15 protein-coding genes and 1 pseudogene are annotated in these 16,733 nt (G+C 60.2%); 8 read left to right on the top strand and 8 right to left on the bottom strand.

Annotation, left to right across the window (positions count from 1 at the left end):
* Window positions 1-341 precede the first annotated feature (341 nt).
* Window positions 342-1,415, bottom strand: coding sequence for an IS110 family RNA-guided transposase (locus AWB79_RS34660; RefSeq protein ID WP_061171977.1), 1,074 nt, complete (start codon window positions 1,413-1,415; stop codon window positions 342-344).
* Window positions 1,416-1,568: 153 nt separating this feature from the next.
* Between AWB79_RS34660 and AWB79_RS34655 the strand changes: the two are divergent.
* Window positions 1,569-2,043: pseudogene (locus AWB79_RS34655) on the top strand (DNA-binding transcriptional regulator); the annotation flags it as partial.
* 314 nt (window positions 2,044-2,357) lie between these two features.
* Here the strand turns inward: AWB79_RS34655 and AWB79_RS34650 are convergent.
* The 4 genes from AWB79_RS34650 to AWB79_RS38985 form a co-directional block, all read right to left on the bottom strand.
* The gene (locus tag AWB79_RS34650; protein ID WP_061172004.1) at window positions 2,358-4,796 is read right to left on the bottom strand and encodes a glycoside hydrolase family 15 protein; all 2,439 of its coding nucleotides are present in this window, start codon (window positions 4,794-4,796) and stop codon (window positions 2,358-2,360) included.
* Window positions 4,797-4,901: 105 nt separating this feature from the next.
* Window positions 4,902-5,438, bottom strand: a complete 537-nt coding sequence (locus tag AWB79_RS34645) for a hypothetical protein (protein WP_061171976.1) — start codon at window positions 5,436-5,438, stop codon at window positions 4,902-4,904.
* Window positions 5,439-5,464: 26 nt separating this feature from the next.
* Window positions 5,465-6,469: a hypothetical protein gene (locus tag AWB79_RS34640; protein WP_061171975.1), complete on the bottom strand. Its 1,005-nt coding sequence runs from the start codon at window positions 6,467-6,469 to the stop codon at window positions 5,465-5,467.
* A gap of 532 nt (window positions 6,470-7,001) precedes the next feature.
* Entirely contained in the window at window positions 7,002-7,508 is a 507-nt protein-coding gene (locus tag AWB79_RS38985) for a lipocalin-like domain-containing protein (RefSeq protein ID WP_061171974.1), read from the bottom strand.
* 301 nt (window positions 7,509-7,809) lie between these two features.
* Between AWB79_RS38985 and AWB79_RS34630 the strand changes: the two genes are divergently transcribed.
* The gene (locus AWB79_RS34630) at window positions 7,810-8,322 is read left to right on the top strand and encodes a lipocalin-like domain-containing protein (RefSeq protein ID WP_061171973.1); all 513 of its coding nucleotides are present in this window, start codon (window positions 7,810-7,812) and stop codon (window positions 8,320-8,322) included.
* A gap of 141 nt (window positions 8,323-8,463) precedes the next feature.
* On the opposite strand, the gene AWB79_RS34625 is transcribed toward AWB79_RS34630, so the two are convergent.
* Complete coding sequence (locus tag AWB79_RS34625) at window positions 8,464-9,183, bottom strand: cupin domain-containing protein (RefSeq protein WP_061171972.1); 720 nt, start codon at window positions 9,181-9,183, stop codon at window positions 8,464-8,466.
* Between the two features lie 1,011 nt (window positions 9,184-10,194).
* Here AWB79_RS34625 and tnpA point away from each other — a divergent pair.
* From tnpA to istB, 4 genes are all read left to right on the top strand, one after another.
* Window positions 10,195-10,611, top strand: coding sequence for an IS66-like element accessory protein TnpA (tnpA, locus tag AWB79_RS40870; protein ID WP_374728586.1), 417 nt, complete (start codon window positions 10,195-10,197; stop codon window positions 10,609-10,611).
* A complete protein-coding gene (gene tnpB / locus AWB79_RS34615) occupies window positions 10,608-10,751 on the top strand; it encodes an IS66 family insertion sequence element accessory protein TnpB (RefSeq protein ID WP_074169471.1) in 144 nt (47 codons plus the stop codon). Before tnpA ends, tnpB (AWB79_RS34615) begins: the two co-directional genes overlap by 4 nt.
* A 171-nt stretch (window positions 10,752-10,922) precedes the next feature.
* Window positions 10,923-12,434, top strand: coding sequence for an IS21 family transposase (istA, locus tag AWB79_RS34610; RefSeq protein WP_157695916.1), 1,512 nt, complete (start codon window positions 10,923-10,925; stop codon window positions 12,432-12,434).
* Window positions 12,431-13,264 (top strand): IS21-like element helper ATPase IstB, encoded by an 834-nt coding sequence (gene istB, locus AWB79_RS34605; protein WP_061171969.1) that lies wholly within the window; start codon window positions 12,431-12,433, stop codon window positions 13,262-13,264. The genes istA and istB overlap by 4 nt, the downstream gene beginning before the upstream one ends.
* Before the next feature lie 262 nt (window positions 13,265-13,526).
* Here the strand turns inward: istB and AWB79_RS34600 are convergent, their stop codons facing one another.
* Complete coding sequence (locus tag AWB79_RS34600) at window positions 13,527-15,620, bottom strand: recombinase family protein (protein WP_061171968.1); 2,094 nt, start codon at window positions 15,618-15,620, stop codon at window positions 13,527-13,529.
* Entirely contained in the window at window positions 15,598-15,795 is a 198-nt protein-coding gene (locus AWB79_RS34595) for a hypothetical protein (protein WP_061171967.1), read from the bottom strand. The genes AWB79_RS34600 and AWB79_RS34595 overlap by 23 nt, the downstream gene beginning before the upstream one ends.
* Before the next feature lie 273 nt (window positions 15,796-16,068).
* On the opposite strand from AWB79_RS34595, the gene tnpB (AWB79_RS34590) reads away from it, so the two are divergent.
* Together tnpB (AWB79_RS34590) and AWB79_RS34585 are read left to right on the top strand one after the other, a co-directional pair.
* A complete protein-coding gene (gene tnpB / locus AWB79_RS34590) occupies window positions 16,069-16,311 on the top strand; it encodes an IS66 family insertion sequence element accessory protein TnpB (protein WP_061171966.1) in 243 nt (80 codons plus the stop codon).
* A 30-nt stretch (window positions 16,312-16,341) separates the two neighbouring features.
* A partial coding sequence (locus AWB79_RS34585) for an IS66 family transposase (protein ID WP_374728585.1) occupies window positions 16,342-16,733 on the top strand: 392 nt, incomplete at its 3' end.

Below are 16,733 nucleotides of genomic sequence, written 5' to 3'. Positions count from 1 at the left end.
AGCCCGGAACTCCGCCTATAAGGACTTTCCTTTGTTTGCAAGCTGGGGTTGATCTATCTAATCATTCATTCGATTCCCATGTCATCGGGACACGTTCGGCATTGAGCGGCGAGACAGACTGCACACCTATAAGCGGCCTTGTTGGGCACTATCGTCGCCGGTGCCCGGGCCTGGATAGTAACCGCGCAGCAGGACTCCATCCGGGTATCGGCGAATACACGACGTGTAGCGCCTGCGGAGTTCTCGAGTTCGCCTGCTGCCGGTCTGACCTGTCGCTATCCTTGCCTTTGCGTCCTGGATTACGAAGTCACGCTTTTACATGACGCTGCATATTTACCTGTTCATACTGCGGTCGTACCGTGGCTGGCTCGGTGTTGGGGGGTGGACACATACGAGGGATCGAAACGCTCGCCCTTGGCGAGAATCGCCCACAGGATGCGCGCGTGCTTGTTGGCGACGGCCACCAGCGCTCGATACCAGCCCACGCGTGCCTGGAGCTGAACGATCCAGCGCGAGAGACGGTCGGTTCGTCGATGGGCGCTCGTTACAGCCGAGCGCGCGCCCTGGAACAGCAGCGTGCGCAGATACGTGTTGCCTTGTTTGGTGATGCGACCCAAGCGGGTCTTTCCGCCGCTGCTCTTCTGTTTGGGAACCGTGCCGAGCCAGGCGGCAAATTGGCGGCCGTTTTTGAACAGGCGAGCGTCGCCGACGGTCGCGACGGCGGCCGAGGCGGTGAGCGCTCCGACGCCGATGATCGCCATGACGCGCTGCGTATTGCTGTCGTGCTTCACCTGTGTGGCGACTTGCGCGTCACACCAGGTGATTTGCCGGTCAAGGGCCCGCAGGTGCTCCCAGCCTTGCAGCAGCGCTGTGCGGGCGACACCGTTCAGTTCAGTGTCGCCGTCCTCGAGTGCTTCGACGAAGTGGGCGCGAAACGCTTCGATGCCTTGCGGCAGGAACACGCCGAACTCCATCAGTTCGCTGCGCAGCCGGTTGATCAGCGCGGTGCGCTCCTCGACGAAACCGCTGCGCATGCGGTGCACCACCAGCGTGTTTTGCTGGTCTGCGGTTTTGACGGCCACGAAGCGCATATGCGGCCGGCCTGCGGCCTCGCAGATCGCTTCCGCATCGAGCCTGTCGTTCTTCACATGCTTGCCGCCTTTGCGATACGGCGCGGCGAACTGCGGCGCGATCAGCCGAACCTCGTGGCCGAGCTCGCGCAGCTTGCGCCCCCAATAGTGGGCTGCGCTGCACGCTTCCATTGCGACCAGGCACGGTTCGAGGTTGGCAAACCATTCGAGAAACTTCTGCCGTGAAATGGCTTTCCTGACCACCACGCGTTCCATGCTGTCCACGCCGTGTACCTGGATGATGTTCTTGGCGAGATCCACGCCAATACGAGTAATCTTGTCCATGACTTTCCCCTTCTCAGATGGGTGTCTAGCACCAACCATCCTGGCATATCGCTATGCCACGAGATCGGGAAAGTCCTTACTAATTCGGGTACGGTGCTCGATGCTTGCCCATTTTGGCACCCCCTTTTCCAAAGGATAGGTGTCCGTTTTGGCGGGTCAATCTCAGACGAACGCATCGCGACCATCGCTCCGCCGATCATGGGTCGATTGCTACAGCGCGTCGCGTGGCCATCCGACCTGACGACGCCCGACGGCGACGCCATGATCATCCGCGAGACGACGCATCGGTTCAGTCAGCTGTCGTTTCATCGGTCCATGGTCGGCCGACGCCTGCCCATTCTCTTGACGGCTTCCGGCCGTGCCTACTTCGCAACGTGCCCCGACGGCGAGCGAGAAGACATTCTCGATCTGCTCCGCTCAGGTGAGGGTGGCGACGAACAAAAGGCGCTGGCCTCCAGCGATGACCGATGCGCTCGTTCGCAATCTCATTCGACGCGTGCGCGCTGATGGATTTGGTTCGAATCACGGGGATTGGACGGCTCAGAGCAAGATCGGCGCCGTTGCGGTTCCGATCGTGTCGCGCGAGCGGGTGCTCGCGAGTCTGAACGTCGTCTTTCTGTCGACTGCAGCCCTCTATCCTGGGCTGGTCCAGGTCCATTCACGCGAAGGGAAACTGGTGGGAGTTATCTAGAGGTCTAGCGGCCGCGCCGATCTTTCAACGACAGCGGTATTCGAACATTCGAAAGACACGACGATCGAATTGTGACCGGTGACGCCTGCCTCGCCCTACCGAGCGATCGACTATCCTCGTACGGGGCGACGCCTGTTCCGGGAAAAAGGTGTGAAGCGAGCCGGAGCGCCTCATCAGCGAAAGGTACCCGTCGCAAAGCCTGATCGAGTCGTCTGTTTTGTAGCACCGATAATCCTCTGCCGACTCCTCGCTTATCGAACGTCGATGTGAAAATCCTGTCCTTGCCACGTTCCAGTCGCGGTCCAAAAAAAGGTGAATACAAGCGATGAACCGGCTTCGACTGCTCCTGTGGCAATATCAACATAGTAGACGCCCACCGCCGTTGACGCGGCGTCGCGGTCCTCTGACGTGGTCCAGTTGTCGCGCGACAAGTGCAGGCGGAAAGGCTCACGCAAGGTGAAGCGAAGCGTCATGCCGGCAGAAATCGACGGCACCGGCCGGGAGAAGCTCCAGATTTCGATTGCACTGGGGGCGCGCGGCGGCTGACCGGGCTGGAGCTGATAGCGGTTCGCGACGACATCGAGGCGGTCAAAGACACGCCCATCGGAAATAGAGCGAACCAGCTTGATGTACTCAGCGTGGGCCCACGCGAGGGGCATGGCCGAGCCGGTCGGGCCGCCGGTGCGAAAGGGTGGCAGATCGTTCTCATCCCACACCTGTTCGGGAAGCAGACCGCGGCCGCCGGCAAACGCCTCGAGAGCGTGAAGGTAGAGTGTAGGATCTCCGCCGGCGGCCAGTTCATAGTGGCCGCGTTCTCCACTGAGTAGCGGCCATGGGCGGCCGACGCCCGTTGTGTTGTTCGCCCAGTCCTCACCATGGGGACCTTGGCCATATCCGTCGTGGTTGTAGCGATAAAACACCGGTCCCTGCGGGAGGTTCTTTCTGATGACCGCATCGACAACCCTCACGGAGTCGACGATGACGGGGTCGTTTGCCGCGCGAATGCCATAGCGGACCAGTTCGAGAAAGCCTGCATCCACGATTTCGCTTGCATCGTAGGGCTTAAACCAGACCTGTACCGTCGCGGTGTTCGGATCTTCCGGAAACCTGAAAGCGTCACCTTCTCGCGTCGGCAAGATGCGAATGTAATGCCGGGCGGCACCGAGTTCCGCGTGCCGGTTGCTGACGCACCACTCTTCGAGATGCGATTCGAGAAAGTCCGCGTATTCCAGAAGGAACTGGGCGGTTACGGGGTCTGCCCATTCTTCGGCCGCGCAGACCAGTGCGGCAATGTTCGATGCCAGCGTCGAAGGAGAATAGCCCTCCTGTTCTTCCCATCGCTCCTGTTGGGTCATGGGGCCATACTTGATGATTGCGCCGGCCGCGGCCAGCACCATCCCGGAGGGATCGAACTGTTGCAGGAGCCCGGCCGTGCTTAAGTGATAGGCCAGGATGACGGGAAAGGAGAACTCGTCGAGCTGCGCGGCATTGTCGAACCACGGCTCGCCGTTAATGAAAAACTTCTGCGGAAAACTTCCATCCGGCAGTTGCGACGTCGCCAAGAACATCAGACTGCGCAGCGGTGCATCCTGGGCGCCTGCCGCCAGCAAAGCGAGTGCGCTTTGGCACATGTCGCGCGGCCAGACCATATGGTAGCCAGCGGCCAAATCCTGAACGGTGTTTCCCCATGGGATGCTCAACGAAGCCACCAGTGCGCCGTCGGCCGTCTTATCCTCGTGCGCGAGCAAAACGTTGCGGCTCATCTTGAAAAGCGCGTCGCTGTCGCCCGTGACGTTCGCTCTAGGCGTGAATGGGGGTGCGTCAGCAGCCTCCTGCCATCCCTTGAGAAATACTTGGCGGTGGCTGTATGTACCCGCGGGGCCGTCAAAAGGATAAGCTAACGCCTCTGACACGGCGGCCAGCGCCTTGTTGGGTGTGCTCCTTACCGTGTCCCTCGGCTCGTCGACGCAAAATGCCAGCGCTAGAACGAATTCATTTCGCCCGGCGCGCGCGATCTCCGCGGTCATGGCGACATATCCGTCCTTTGCCAGGTCGTAGTTCCAGACGGGTAAGCGTCTGTTCGCGATGATGTCGGTCCAGCCGTCGTTCACGCCCGCGAAGCCGCAACTCGTCATGCCAAAGCCGCAGTCGGCGCCCAGCGCCAGCCAATAATGGCCTCGGTTCGCCACCAGGCGATCCCCGTTCGCGGTACTGACCCGCTGAGCGGTGTTGCCCGTACCGTAGCCTCCCATGTGCGGCGCCAACAACGCGTAGACGTGAAGCGTGTCGAGGAACGCCTGCTCTCCCTGCAATGTCGTCTGCACCAGCACGCAGGGCGATCCCTTCTCTGCGATCACGTCCTGAACGACCGTGTACGGTTGAGTCCTTGCCCGCGCGGTCAGCCGGAAGGCTAGGGCGGGGGCATCAGGCCATTCACATCGGTAATCGAAGTCTCTCTGTGCGTCGTGAAAGAAGTTCGCGCCGTCCGTAATGATTAGCTGAAAGTCACGAACCTGAGGGGTATCCACATCCGGAAAATAGATCTCCGTGAGTATGCCCCCCGCTGCTGTGTACCAGACCTGACTCGATAGTGAGTAGGCCGTGCCGACGGCGTCCTTGTCCGCCCGGCACCAACTTAGCGGATTGCCGGGTGCGCCGGGAGCCGGATTCGAGTCAAGTGGCGTTGCCATGGCATCTCGCTCCGTTGTTCTCTTTTGCATTCTTGTGTCAGAAAGCCACCTGAAACGTGCGCGTGGCTCGGCGCGGGGTGAAGCGGTGGCTGCGCGCCGTGAGGATCAGAATCCGATTCTGAGCGCCTCCGGATGAAGCCGGCTGATGGGGATTTTCGCGCCCGCTGGGAAACCCGCCACCGTGACGGGGATCTGATTGGCCGCGCAACCGGGTGGCGCTACCACGAGGGCCGAGCGAGCCGTGAAGTTTTGCGTCGGGCCTTCGCCAGCGATGTAGACCGTCACGTCGTTTCCCTGCCGTATTGCGATGGACGGCCTCGGGCCGCCAGAGGGCACGACGATCGGATCGCCGCTGCAATCCGTCGACGTGAACTCGGCGGACGAAGACGTGGCCCACGCGAAGCCGGTCGCCGATTGGTCGCCGCTCGCATCGCTCGATCGTGCAATCTGGACGATCGTCACGGCATTGCCGGCAACGACGCGAACTCCGCTTACGCCGCCGAAGCTTGCCAGTTCTCCGACCACGTGGCCCTTGGCGTCGAAAACCTGCGGCGGCCGGTGACTCGGCGAATGAAAACGCTCATCGGCGCGAGCGCACATTGCATGCACGATCAACAGTGCTCCAATCAGGCGGTGCCTCATGACGGCCTCCAGTGATTCGCGCCGTTTCAATAACCGACGCGCAGTGGCTCGGGATAGTGCTGCGTCAGCGAATAGCTACGCCTAGGCGTCCAGATGCCCGTGCTCGGCACCGAAAGCGACTCGCACAGGGTCGCGCCGGCGAGATCGGTCAGCCGGAACGAATCGACGGTCACCTCCATGGAAGGCGCGTTGCCCGCGATGTAGAGCGTGACGTCCACGCCGTCGCGCACCGCAATCGCCGGGGTGGGACTGCCCGTGTCCACGACCAGGACGCCCGCGCTGCAATCGGCCGATGAATACGGCACGTCCACATAGCCGGTCCATTCGAACTGCGACGCCGAGTACGTGGTGGCAAGCACACGTTTATGACCGACCTGCACGAAGACCGGGGACCCGTCGATGCGAAGAAACACGCCGTTTTGCCCCATGTACGACCGCAGCGCGCCGACGGGCTTGCCTTGCGCGTCATACACCATCGGCGGTCGGTCGTGGTCGCCGGCTTGATGCCGCGCGCCGTTGTCCACGATGCGAAGCGTCAGCGGTTCGGGATAGTGCGCGAGAAGTGCGTAGGTGCTCTCGACCGGAAACGTCATTGAGGACGATGTCTGACCGGGCGGCGCTGGACAAGGCGTCGAATTCGTATCGGCCGCTATGCTGAGCGTGACTTCGGTGGCGGTACGGGTCGCGACCGAGGGCCTCGGTCCGCTGTCGCGCGTGATGGCCGGCACGCCGCCACAGTTGCCAATGGGGTCAACGGTGAGCCATTGAAATTGCGCCGACTGCGACGGATTGAAATTGACATTGACGAGCGTAATCGGCACGAAGACGATTGCCCCGTTCACAGTAAGAAACACGCCGTCGTTGCGTCCATACGATACGAGCGGCCCGACGGGCTTGCCGTTCGCATCGAAGACCACGGAGACGCCGTACGAATCGTCCGGCCCGTGCCTTTCCTCGTGATGCGAATCGGCATGGGCGAAGGAAATGGCGCCGTAAAGGAAGAACGTCAGTAGGAGCAGCAAGCGACGCATGAAGTTTCCTCTGGCCGGCACGGTCGGCACCGATTCACGTCACGAACTTTCGTCACACGAGAATAGTTTTAGAACATGCTTATTTCAAGGCGGACGACCGCGAAAGTGAAAGCGATGGCTCTCCATTTGAGAAGACGCGCGTATCGGTCACGGGGAATGAAGATCTGGAGTACCCCAGTTCTATGGCAATTCGCTCACCAGTGGCATTGCCAATGGGGGCAATGCGTACGAACAAGACCGGCAATGTAGACGGAGCGCGGCGCACAATGCCGGTCGTCAATTTTCATTAACGCAACTAATCGTCTGGAACGTAATTCTCATGAAGATTTGAAAAACAGGCGTCAGCGTACCCGATCTAACGTAATGCCCATGCGGCTCACGGCCACCCAGCTTGCGTGCGTTTCTCGAGCAATACAAGCCCTTTACATGACGGGTGGTAGGCCACGAGGCAAAGTCGTCTCGGCCCGCGCCCTCGCATATACGAGAAAGGAGGCGTGTACTGAGCGCGCTGAACAAACCGCCTTCAGTGTCCTTATTGCGGCTGCGAACCTTTCACTCTTTCGAACGTCAAGATGCCTACGCCTTCTCGTCCGTCCACCGGGCTCTTGTTTGGTTCGGTCTTAATCGAAAGCGTGTCGCCATCGATGACGTAAAACCGCACCTGATCGGTTCCGACGCGCCTGCCGTCCCATTCGATGTCGATGTGATGCACGACCCTGTCCGGCAACACGCTATACGTCCCGCCGTAAGCGAGCATCGATTTATGGAGGGTGACTCGCTCTTCGTCGGAGGGCTCATTGCGCGGTCGTGGCTGATTGCCCGACACAAAGAACGCGATCATCCGGCCATCCGACGAGTAGGTGAGGTAGCCGTCGGGATGATCACCGAGTTGGTTGTACCGCTCGCCTGTGGCGGTGACCTCTCGCACAAACGATTTCAGGCGCCATGTTCCGAGTAACGGATTTGCGTCGGCCCGGGCAAGCGTGGGCAGGGACAGCATGATCAATATGAACGCAACAGCGACTATTCTCTTGTGCATGGAACGCCTCTCCACGAATGAGCGCCTCTGATGCTTCGGGAAGATTTCAGCATTGATGCAACTATAAACGAATGCGCGTGACGACCGCGTGGAGTCCGCCCGGTCGACGACAGTGTCGGCTCCCCTAACATCTAACGTTGCGAATGGCTGGGCCGATCGCAGCGCTGACCCAATTCCAGGAAGATGAGTTTTTGCTCCGGCGTAGATTGCAACGTGACAGTCCACACTTGCTCGCCAAGTCGATAATTCAGATAATTCCATGCTGGGGACTGTGCCTAAGTATCCTTAGTGGAGAAGCGCGATGAAACAGGCGATCCTTTTTAGAAGTTCTACTATTGTCTTGTTGTCGGGCACGCTGATTTCATGCTCGCACGTGGCCGTCCAACCGGATACGCTGAAGGAGCAGGTCGTCGGAACGTGGGCGTACGTATCGGTCGATACAGTGCGCCCCGACGGTTCCCGGCAACCCATGTACGGAACTAGCCCGCAGGGCCTCGCTGTCTTCGACGAGGCCGGTCACTACATCCTGATGACCTCTCGCGCCGATATTCCAAAGTTCAGGTCGGCTAATCGACTGGAGGGCACGGCGGAAGAAAATAGAATCGTTGTGCAAGGCATGATCGCTCACTTCGGCACCTATACAGTGAACGAGACTGACAATACAATCACGTTCCATGTCACCGCCAGTTCGTTTCCCAACTGGAACGGTGTCGAGCAGAAGCGGCCATTTACTGTGAACGCGGAACAACTCACGTGGACGACGCCGGCCTCGGGCGGCGGCACGGCTGAAGTAATCCTGCATCGGCTGAAGTGATTCCTGCACGATCGATGGCACGCGCGAAGCCAAGGCACCGTACAAGCCGATCAGCGTCGTCGGTCCGGCTGACGCTTATGCTCATGGGGAAGGAACATCTGCTGTCCTTGAAGTGACCTGTGTCGCTTGCGTTCCGTCCTGTCATTGGGCAGTGATGCGTTCACATGTGTGCTTCGGCGTCCAGTCGTCTGCAGGCGATCCGCGAGGCATCGTCGCGTCCATTAGGATGAGCACTAGCCAGTGTCCTTGCTTCTCGCCTATTCCGGTGAGAAGCATCGGTTCTCCCGGAGGAACGATTACCGGTGGCGCGCCCGGCCTGCCGATCTGTTCGCCGTGCGGCGTCTCGAGACACTGTGCGCCGCTAAGAACAAACCACGCTTCGGCACCGGGATGTCGATGGATCGTTGATTGCATGCCGGGTTTGAAGTTTCCCTCCATGTAGGTGGCCATCAAGGAACTTGCCTGGGGAAGCGTCAAAGGGCCGACATCGGCAATGCGTTCTCCGGTCGATCTCGGCCAGGACTTGCCCGCGATCGTAAAGAGCCAGATCTGTCCGAGAATCTCGACGACTGTTCCATTCATGCTCTTGGCCGCTTCCGCCGATGAGCGGTCCGGAAATCGATCGATATGCCAATAGATCGGACCGGCTGCAAGCTTGTGCAGATGCTGTTCCGCATGCACGAAGCATCCGAATTCAGTCGTTCGTTCGCTCACGGGAATGCAGGCGCCGCCTGTTTGCGCCAGCAAGTCACCCGACGCTGCCAGCCCTATCAGTGCGACGCCTACGGCACCCAATACCCTGGCAGTCGCCCTGACGATTCCTTCCGGGAGTGACAAAAATGATTTCACCGCGTCCTCCACCGAATAATCTCGTGGCTGCCTACCCGTCTCAATATAGACGGGACGCTTGCTTGCGCAAGGACGTTCAGCCGAGGCGGGTTGTGTCGGCAAGGCCACAGAGTCGTCGACACGGATCGCCAAGACACGCCAGAATCGACATCGAGCGCAACTTGAATCGATGCGGCGACTTTTGCGGACACGCGTTCGAAGGTTGCACCGAGGCGCTTTTGACAGAGCGTCTGAGACTGGATTTGCTCCGGGTAGACAAGGCGAGCCACGGTGCTCCGTGCGACGACGACGACGGCGCGAAGGTCAGCGACTTCAAATTATCGTTACGTGTCAACGGGGTAGGCTTCGAGCACAGGCCTTATCTACACGCTTGTCCACTGAATCTGTGGATAACTTTTTCGTAAGCAGGCGTGTTTCGAAGGCGATTTACGCATTCAACTAGTCGCGACCGTTGTCGTTCGGCTATCGGTGGACGCATGGTCTAGCCCCTAGTTGCCGCTACCGAGGAGATGTTAGCGGCGACAAGGGTTCGAAAGTCTCCGCAGGGTGTCCATCGAATTGTGGGACGAATGCTAACAAGCGAAACCCTTGACTGCGCGGGACGGAAAGACCGACACAAAGAACTCGGTCGCAGTTCGCGAGCCTGTCGGTCGGGCCACCTCGGAGGTTGGCGTCGGCCGTTGCGGAAAGGGCCGAGATCCGCGTCCCGAGATTCGCGTGCCGCGCCATTTCGCGTCGTCCAGGCGCGCTGCGCAACACCGCCGCAGGAAGCCGAGCAATGTATGCCGCGCGATAATTCGGATAACTAATTGAAATGCGTTAATGTTCATTATGTAAAATATTGGCCGCTACCACTTCTCGACCTTCCTGCAGCGCTTTTCGCGGCGGTGAGTAATTTCAATCCGACGACAGAAAGGAGCGCATTGCAAGTTTGGGTGTAAGCGGCTCGCGACGGCCATTCTCGACGACTGAGCGAACCGGTTGGTAGTTTAGTTCCCGCTAAATAATTTGGTGGGAGCTAAAGTGGACGAGACATTGAATCGGATCGCGAAGGGCAAGCGACCAAACTTTCGGGTGGAAACCAAGCGGCACTTGGTCGAGCAGACCTTCGAAGCAGGAGCTTCGGTTTCGCTGGTTGCACGCCGTAATGACGTCAACACCAATTTGTTGTTCCGGTGGCAGCGTCAGTATCTGCAAGGCGTGTTCGGCGCGCCATGTCCAGATCATGCGGCGGCGGCCTCGAAACCTGATACCAGCTCGACGGTACTTCTTCCAGTGAGCGTGGTCGCGGAGCCTTCGGAGGCAACGCCCATGACCGACGATACCAACTCGCCGCCCGATAACATCTGCGAGATCGAATTTGATCGTGCACGCGTTCGAATCTCCGGTGAGGTCTCGCCGGCGTTGCTGCGGCTGCTCATTCGGGAGCTTGCCCGATGATCGGCCTGCCGGGGGGCACGCGAGTCTGGCTCGTTGCCGGCATCACCGACATGCGTTGCGGCTTCCAAGGGCTGTCGGCGAAGGTGCAGACAGCGCTCAATGAGAATCCACTGGACGGTGCCGCGCGTCAATCAAGATGAGAACAGCGCGTCAATCAGGATGAGAGAACTGGCATGGCGGCAGCGGTGAAGGGCGTAGCCCGGAACCGCTGCCGCCATGCCGCACCGAGGAGTTCCGTGTCACTGGGGAACCTCGTCGGTGGTCGCGGTGGATCGGGTATGAACGAGCCTTCCATCCCACGGGAGGCTGCGGTGCCCGGACGACACGTCAACGACCACCAGATGAGGCTCTACATGAAGTACAGACTCAAGGAACAGCCGACCAAGGCAGGCGCACGCGCCGGGTTCAGTGCCGCCACCGCCTATCGCATCGAACAGGACCCGCGACCGCCATCGCAGAAGAAGGCGCCACGCGAGCGCCGACGCCCGGATCCCTTGGCCGGAATCTTTGACGCCGAGATTGTTCCGCTGCTGCAGTCCGCTCCCGGCATCCGCCCGGTGGCGGTCCTGGACGAGATGCTTCGGCGCCATCCCGACCTCCCGTGCAACGTGCGCCGCACACTGGAGCGGCGTATTCGCGACTGGCGCGCTCTCCACGGCGAGGATCGTGATGTCATGTTCCGCCAGGTACACGAGCCCGGTCGCCTCGCATTGTCCGATTTCACCGAGATGGACAGCTTGGCCGTGTCTGTGGCGGGTGTCGCGCTCGAGCACCGCCTCTATCATTTTCGACTGGCCTGCTCGGGCTTTGAACACGCTCACGTCATTCTCGGCGGCGAGAGCTATGTCGCGCTGGCCGAAGGGCTGCAGAACGCGCTCTGGGCACTCGGTGGCGCGCCACGCGAGCATCGCAGCGACAGCCTGTCCGCAGCGTTCCGCAATCTCGAACCCGAAACGCGCGACGATCTGACCACGCGCTACGAAGCGCTGTGTGTTCATTACGGCATGCAGCCTACGCGCAACAATCGTGGCATCGCCCATGAGAACGGCGCCATCGAGAGCCCTCACGGCCACCTCAAGAGCGCCGTGCGTGATGCATTGCTCCTGCGCGGCAGTAACGACTTCGTGGAACTCGAGGCCTATCGCCGATTCATTGACGAGATCGTCGGTCGCATCAATGCGCGTAATGGCAAGCGCATTGAGGCCGAACGGGCACTGCTTCAGCCGCTGCCCGCGCAGCGTACGAGCGACTACGAGGAAACGCGTGTGTACGTCACCACCACCGGCGGCTTCGTCCTGCGCAAGGTCTTCTACACGGTCCCTTCTCGGCTGATCGGTCATCGCCTTCGCGTGCGGCTGTACGACGATCGGCTAGAACTGTTTCTGGGCAGTACGGCTCTGATGACGCTGCAGCGCGGTCGTCCGGGTCCCAATGGCAAGCACGGTCACGTCGTCAACTACCGGCACATCATCCACGCGCTGCGCCGCAAGCCCATGGCGCTGCTCAACTTGGTCTACCGCGATCAGATCTTTCCGCGCGAGGCGTATCGATTGACCTTCGATCGTCTGCTTGAACAGCTACCGGAGCGTGCGGCATGCAAGACCATGGTCGAACTGCTCAGCCTGGCTCACGAGCGAAACTGCGAGGCGCAACTGGCGCAGGCGCTCGAGCAATGCCTGGCCGACGGGCAACTGCCTGATCTGGAGGCACTGCGTTCGCGTTTCGAAGCGAAGTCCGCGAGCCTGCCGCAGGCAAACGTCCAACTGGCTTCGCTGCGCGACTACGAAGCTCTGCTTGACCTGGAAACGGAGGTGGCAGCATGAGTCACGATTTCGACGCTACCCGCCTGTCGCTGCTGCTCAATGATTTGCGGCTGCCCGCCATTAAGCAGATCTGGTCAAGCTTTGCCGAGCGCTCCGATACTGAAGGCTGGCCAGCGGCGCGCCTGCTGATGGCGCTGGCCGAACACGAGATCGCCGAGCGTGATCGACGCCGCGTCGAACGCCACCTCAGGGAGGCTAGGCTGCTGCCGGGCAAGACGCTGGAGAATTTCGATTTCGACGCGGTGCCGATGGTGTCTAGGGCGCACGTCTCGGCGTTATGCGCTGGCGACGGCTGGTTGCGCAACGGCGCCAATTTGATTTTGCTCGGGCCGCCTGGGGGCGGTAAGTCGCACTTATCCTCAGCCATCGGACTGAGCCTACTGGAGACAGGCTGGAAGGTCCTCTTCGCCCGAACTACCGACCTCGTACAGCGGTTGCAGGTCGCGCGCCGCGAGTTGGCTCTGGAGTCCGCCATCAATAGGCTTCATCGCTTCGATCTACTTATCTTAGACGACTTCGCGTACGTCAGTAAGAATCAGGCCGAGACGTCAGTGCTGTTCGAGCTCATCAGCGCCAGGTATGAGAACCGTTCTCTTCTGATAACGGCGAATCAGCCATTTGGCGACTGGAATAAGGTCTTCCCCGATCCGGCAATGACGCTGGCAGCCGTCGACCGGCTGGTCCATCACTCGACGATCCTTGAACTCAACGTCGAAAGCTACCGCCGACGTACCGCCCTTGAGCGCAAGCAGCAGGGAAAGGGACGACCCGCAACTATGGCGACACCAAAGAACGTCAGCGTGCCACCGCGCCCGGAGGACCCGCAATGACAAGCAACTCGACTGCAAGTCGTTGTCAACCTCACCGACTGACGCGCTTTCTCATCTTGATTGACGCGCGGCATGCGACACGTTCCAGCGTCAATCAACAAACCCTTGCCAGCGTCAATCAACATCGGCATCATCAACCTCACCGCGACATTCTCATCTTGTTTGTCGCGCGTCTCTCATCCAGATTGTCGCGCCACAGGACGGTAACGTCTTCATCTTCCGCGGGCGCCGCGGGAGTCTCGTGACATAGTGCATCCTTTCGTCAGAAGCCTGGCAATTTGAGTGACTTCTCTGCTTCCTGTTGAGTCTTGAAGTGAGGCGGCCGCCGCTCCTTGATGGCCCGTACACCTTCCTTGACGGCTTCGGAATCGAGCGCGGCAACAGGAACCTGCCAGGGCGCCGAGGGCATGAGTTGAGTCGCAGGCAGTATTCCCTCACGTATCAGGCGGTGAATCGAGCTCCCGTAGATTCCCAGTCGTCGTGAGGCTTCTTCCACGCTGATCGTCTCCGCGTGCGACGCGGTTGGATCGAATGGTGCAATGCCCAGTCGTTCACGCATTTCCATAACACGAACAGTGGTCCAGGTCTTGCCGTCTGGCGATTTGCATCGCATGCGGTTCATGGTCACCGCAAGCTCCCTGTCCGGCCACTGCCCACCAAGCTTGCGCATAACCTCAACAGCACTGAAGTGTTGGCCAGATGGGTATCGACCAACATTCACGCGTGCAACGCGCAGCTCCGTGTGCCGACCACCGGTCCAGTGAACCGTGGCGACTGCTTCATTCGTGTTGTCGTCCAGATCAATCACAACTTCCTGAATGAGAATACGGGTCAGCCGCTGCTTTGTTCGCATATCGGTGCCCGGCGCGTTCCACGCCGCCGGGAGATCGCGCGCGAGCGTCATCAACTGCGTCTGGTCGATCGCGGGCCGGCTTGCAACCTCGCGGTCCAGAAGCGCTGCGCGCTCTTCGAGGTGAGCGACATGTTCAAGGGCTGCATTCCAACGCGCTTCAAGCTCGCGTGCAACCAATCGTTTCGTCGGATCGACAACCTCATACCGGCGTGCGGCAAGAGAGGCATCGTATCGCGCTTCCTCGAGCTCGCAGGCTAACGCGCGACGCGCATCGTCGCCTGCGCGCGATGTTTGCTGTGCAGCGCGAACGGCCGCTTCCACCGCATGCTCCGAGACCGCTTCGAGAATTGCGCCCGCCACCGCTTTGTCGATACGGATTCCACCGATTCCTATACAGCGAAATGCTCCGACATGCGCTTCGTCGCCACGGCAGTAATAGCGATGCGCGTGCCCGGCTCTCATGCCGTAGTTGACTCGCATCATTCGACCGCACCGGCCACATCGCGCCAGGCCAGTCAGCAATGCCCGGCCGCCACGAGCAGATCGACGGGAAGCCCGCTTCTTCATGTGTGTGTTCTCGGCAATCATCCTTTGATGCTCCTCGAACTGATCCCACGTGATGTACCCTGGGTGATGGTCTCGCAACAGAACGCTCCAGTCCTTCATCGGCTTGGAGTGGCCTTCGGTCTTACGAGCCCGTCCGTCGACGACGGCGGTGCGTTGGGTCGTCCTTCCAAACACATACGCCCCGGCATAAACCGGATGTTCCAGGATCTGGACAACCGTGTGATATGCAGGCCGGCTCCATTCGATCCGGATGCCGGCGGGGCCGTGTCGTGTTACAGGCAGCTTGACTTCTGATTGTATGGCCCATAGCAGCACCTGACGAGCACTTCCGAGTTCGCGAAACTTACGGAAGAGCACCCGGATGGACTCGGCAACCCGTTCGTCTGGATCTATCTCGATCTGCCCAAGCTCATTCCAGCAATAGCCCGGAGGTAGCGCGAAGCGTAATTCGCCACGCCGAGCCTTGGAATCACGGGCAGCAATGCCGCGCTGCCGTAGCAGACTGAGTTCGTACTCCGACATCGTGCCTTTTAGTCCAAGCAGGAGCCGATCGTTGACCAGTCTGGGATCGTAAATGCCGTCGTGATCCACCACGACCGTGCCAACAAGCGCGCAAAGATCAATAAGATGGTGCCAATCGCGACCATTGCGAGCGAGTCGTGAAGCCTCGAGACAGAACACGGCACCGACGGATCCCGCACACACTGACGCGACTAGCTTCTGGAATCCGGGACGTTCGATACTGCCGGACCCCGAACGTCCAAGATCATCGTCGATCGTTGTTACCGAAGCGAAGCCCATGGCCCGTGCAGATTCGGCCAGCGCGTACTGACGATTCTGGCTCTCCGTGTGTTCCACTACCTGACTCATGGTCGACTGCCGGACGTAGACTATCGCACCACGGCATAGATGCTCAGCGGTGATCTTCTGGCTCATCGCGTTCCCCCGGATCGTTTGTGTTGATCGGTTTGCCCAGCGCTTCCAGCAGAAGTGCTGCGAGTGCTTCGATCACTTCCTCCCGTCGATTTCCCACGATGCCTGCGTTGAACGCTGGATCGCGGTTCAGGTCGAGCAGAAGTTGTACGCTTGGTTCTCTTTGCGGTCGTCTCATCGGAATAGCCCTCCGTTGGCAGAGGTTTCGATGATCCTCCTGTAGCAGACTGGCGCTTTCGATCATTCAGGATGCGCCACAGGACGGCCAGCGCTTCTGCGCTTACTTGCGGCTCGCCGAGCGACATTGCCGAGCATATCGAAGGATCGAGCATCCACGCTGGCAATTCCCGGGAGATGTGTTGCGGGACGTCGAGGTGAACCATCTGATTCCCGCGGCGCCCCGTACGGCGGACCAGTCTGTATTCCTGGCCACAGGCGGGGTGCCACCGGTATGCGATCACAACGATTTGTGATCGGTATGTTGAATGTCGTGCGGCTTGGCGATCTCGTGAAGGTGCTTTGGGCTACTGAGGACGGACTCTGGCTTCTCGCGAGACGGTTGGAGCGAGGGCGTTTCATCTGGCCACAGGCCGATGGCGGCAAGATCCATCTGACGAGTGCACAGTTGTCGATGTTGCTCGAGGGTATCGACTGGCGACAGCCACGACGCACCGCCGCACTCTCGATGTTGTAAACCGCGAGGAAGGCTCGTAAACTGCGACGCATGTCCGATCAAGCGCCGCTTCCCGATAACGTCGCCGAGCTTCGTGCCATGGTGCTCGCGCAACAGGCATCGCTGCTTGAGCACCAGGCATCGATTGCGAAGATGGTGGAGGAACTCGCCGCGCGAGATGACGAGATCGAGCGCCTGAAGGCGCAGATCGACAAGCTCAGGCGGATGCACTTCGGGCGCAAGTCCGAGCAACTCGCGAAGCAGATCGACAAGCTCGAGGCGCAGCTGGAGGACCTGACGGCCGGCCGGGGTGCTGCCGAGGCGCGTAACCAGCGCGACAGGACACCGAATGCGCCGGCCGGCAAATCGCCTTCGCGAGAGCCGCTCCCGCCGCACCTGCCGCGCGAGGAGATGGTACTCGAGCCTGATCCGCTCTGCCCCAA

Origin of the sequence: Caballeronia hypogeia, assembly GCF_001544875.2 — a bacterium.
Lineage (GTDB): Bacteria > Pseudomonadota > Gammaproteobacteria > Burkholderiales > Burkholderiaceae > Caballeronia > Caballeronia hypogeia.
The sequence above is the reverse complement of the archived record's forward strand: the minus strand, read 5'-3'. Positions and strand labels throughout refer to the sequence as shown.

Excerpts from the sequence above, each read along its gene's own strand:
- AWB79_RS34600 (WP_061171968.1), bottom strand. The coding sequence starts at position 15,620 with ATGAGCCAGAAGATCACCGCTGAGCATCTATGCCGTGGTGCGATAGTC.
- AWB79_RS34645 (WP_061171976.1), bottom strand. The coding sequence starts at position 5,438 with ATGAGGCACCGCCTGATTGGAGCACTGTTGATCGTGCATGCAATGTGC.
- istB (WP_061171969.1), top strand. The coding sequence starts at position 12,431 with ATGAGTCACGATTTCGACGCTACCCGCCTGTCGCTGCTGCTCAATGAT.
- tnpB (WP_074169471.1), top strand. The coding sequence starts at position 10,608 with ATGATCGGCCTGCCGGGGGGCACGCGAGTCTGGCTCGTTGCCGGCATC.
- tnpB (WP_061171966.1), top strand. The coding sequence starts at position 16,069 with ATGCGATCACAACGATTTGTGATCGGTATGTTGAATGTCGTGCGGCTT.
- AWB79_RS34595 (WP_061171967.1), bottom strand. The coding sequence starts at position 15,795 with ATGAGACGACCGCAAAGAGAACCAAGCGTACAACTTCTGCTCGACCTG.
- AWB79_RS34660 (WP_061171977.1), bottom strand. The coding sequence starts at position 1,415 with ATGGACAAGATTACTCGTATTGGCGTGGATCTCGCCAAGAACATCATC.
- AWB79_RS34650 (WP_061172004.1), bottom strand. The coding sequence starts at position 4,796 with ATGGCAACGCCACTTGACTCGAATCCGGCTCCCGGCGCACCCGGCAAT.
- AWB79_RS34640 (WP_061171975.1), bottom strand. The coding sequence starts at position 6,469 with ATGCGTCGCTTGCTGCTCCTACTGACGTTCTTCCTTTACGGCGCCATT.
- AWB79_RS34630 (WP_061171973.1), top strand. The coding sequence starts at position 7,810 with ATGAAACAGGCGATCCTTTTTAGAAGTTCTACTATTGTCTTGTTGTCG.
- AWB79_RS38985 (WP_061171974.1), bottom strand. The coding sequence starts at position 7,508 with ATGCACAAGAGAATAGTCGCTGTTGCGTTCATATTGATCATGCTGTCC.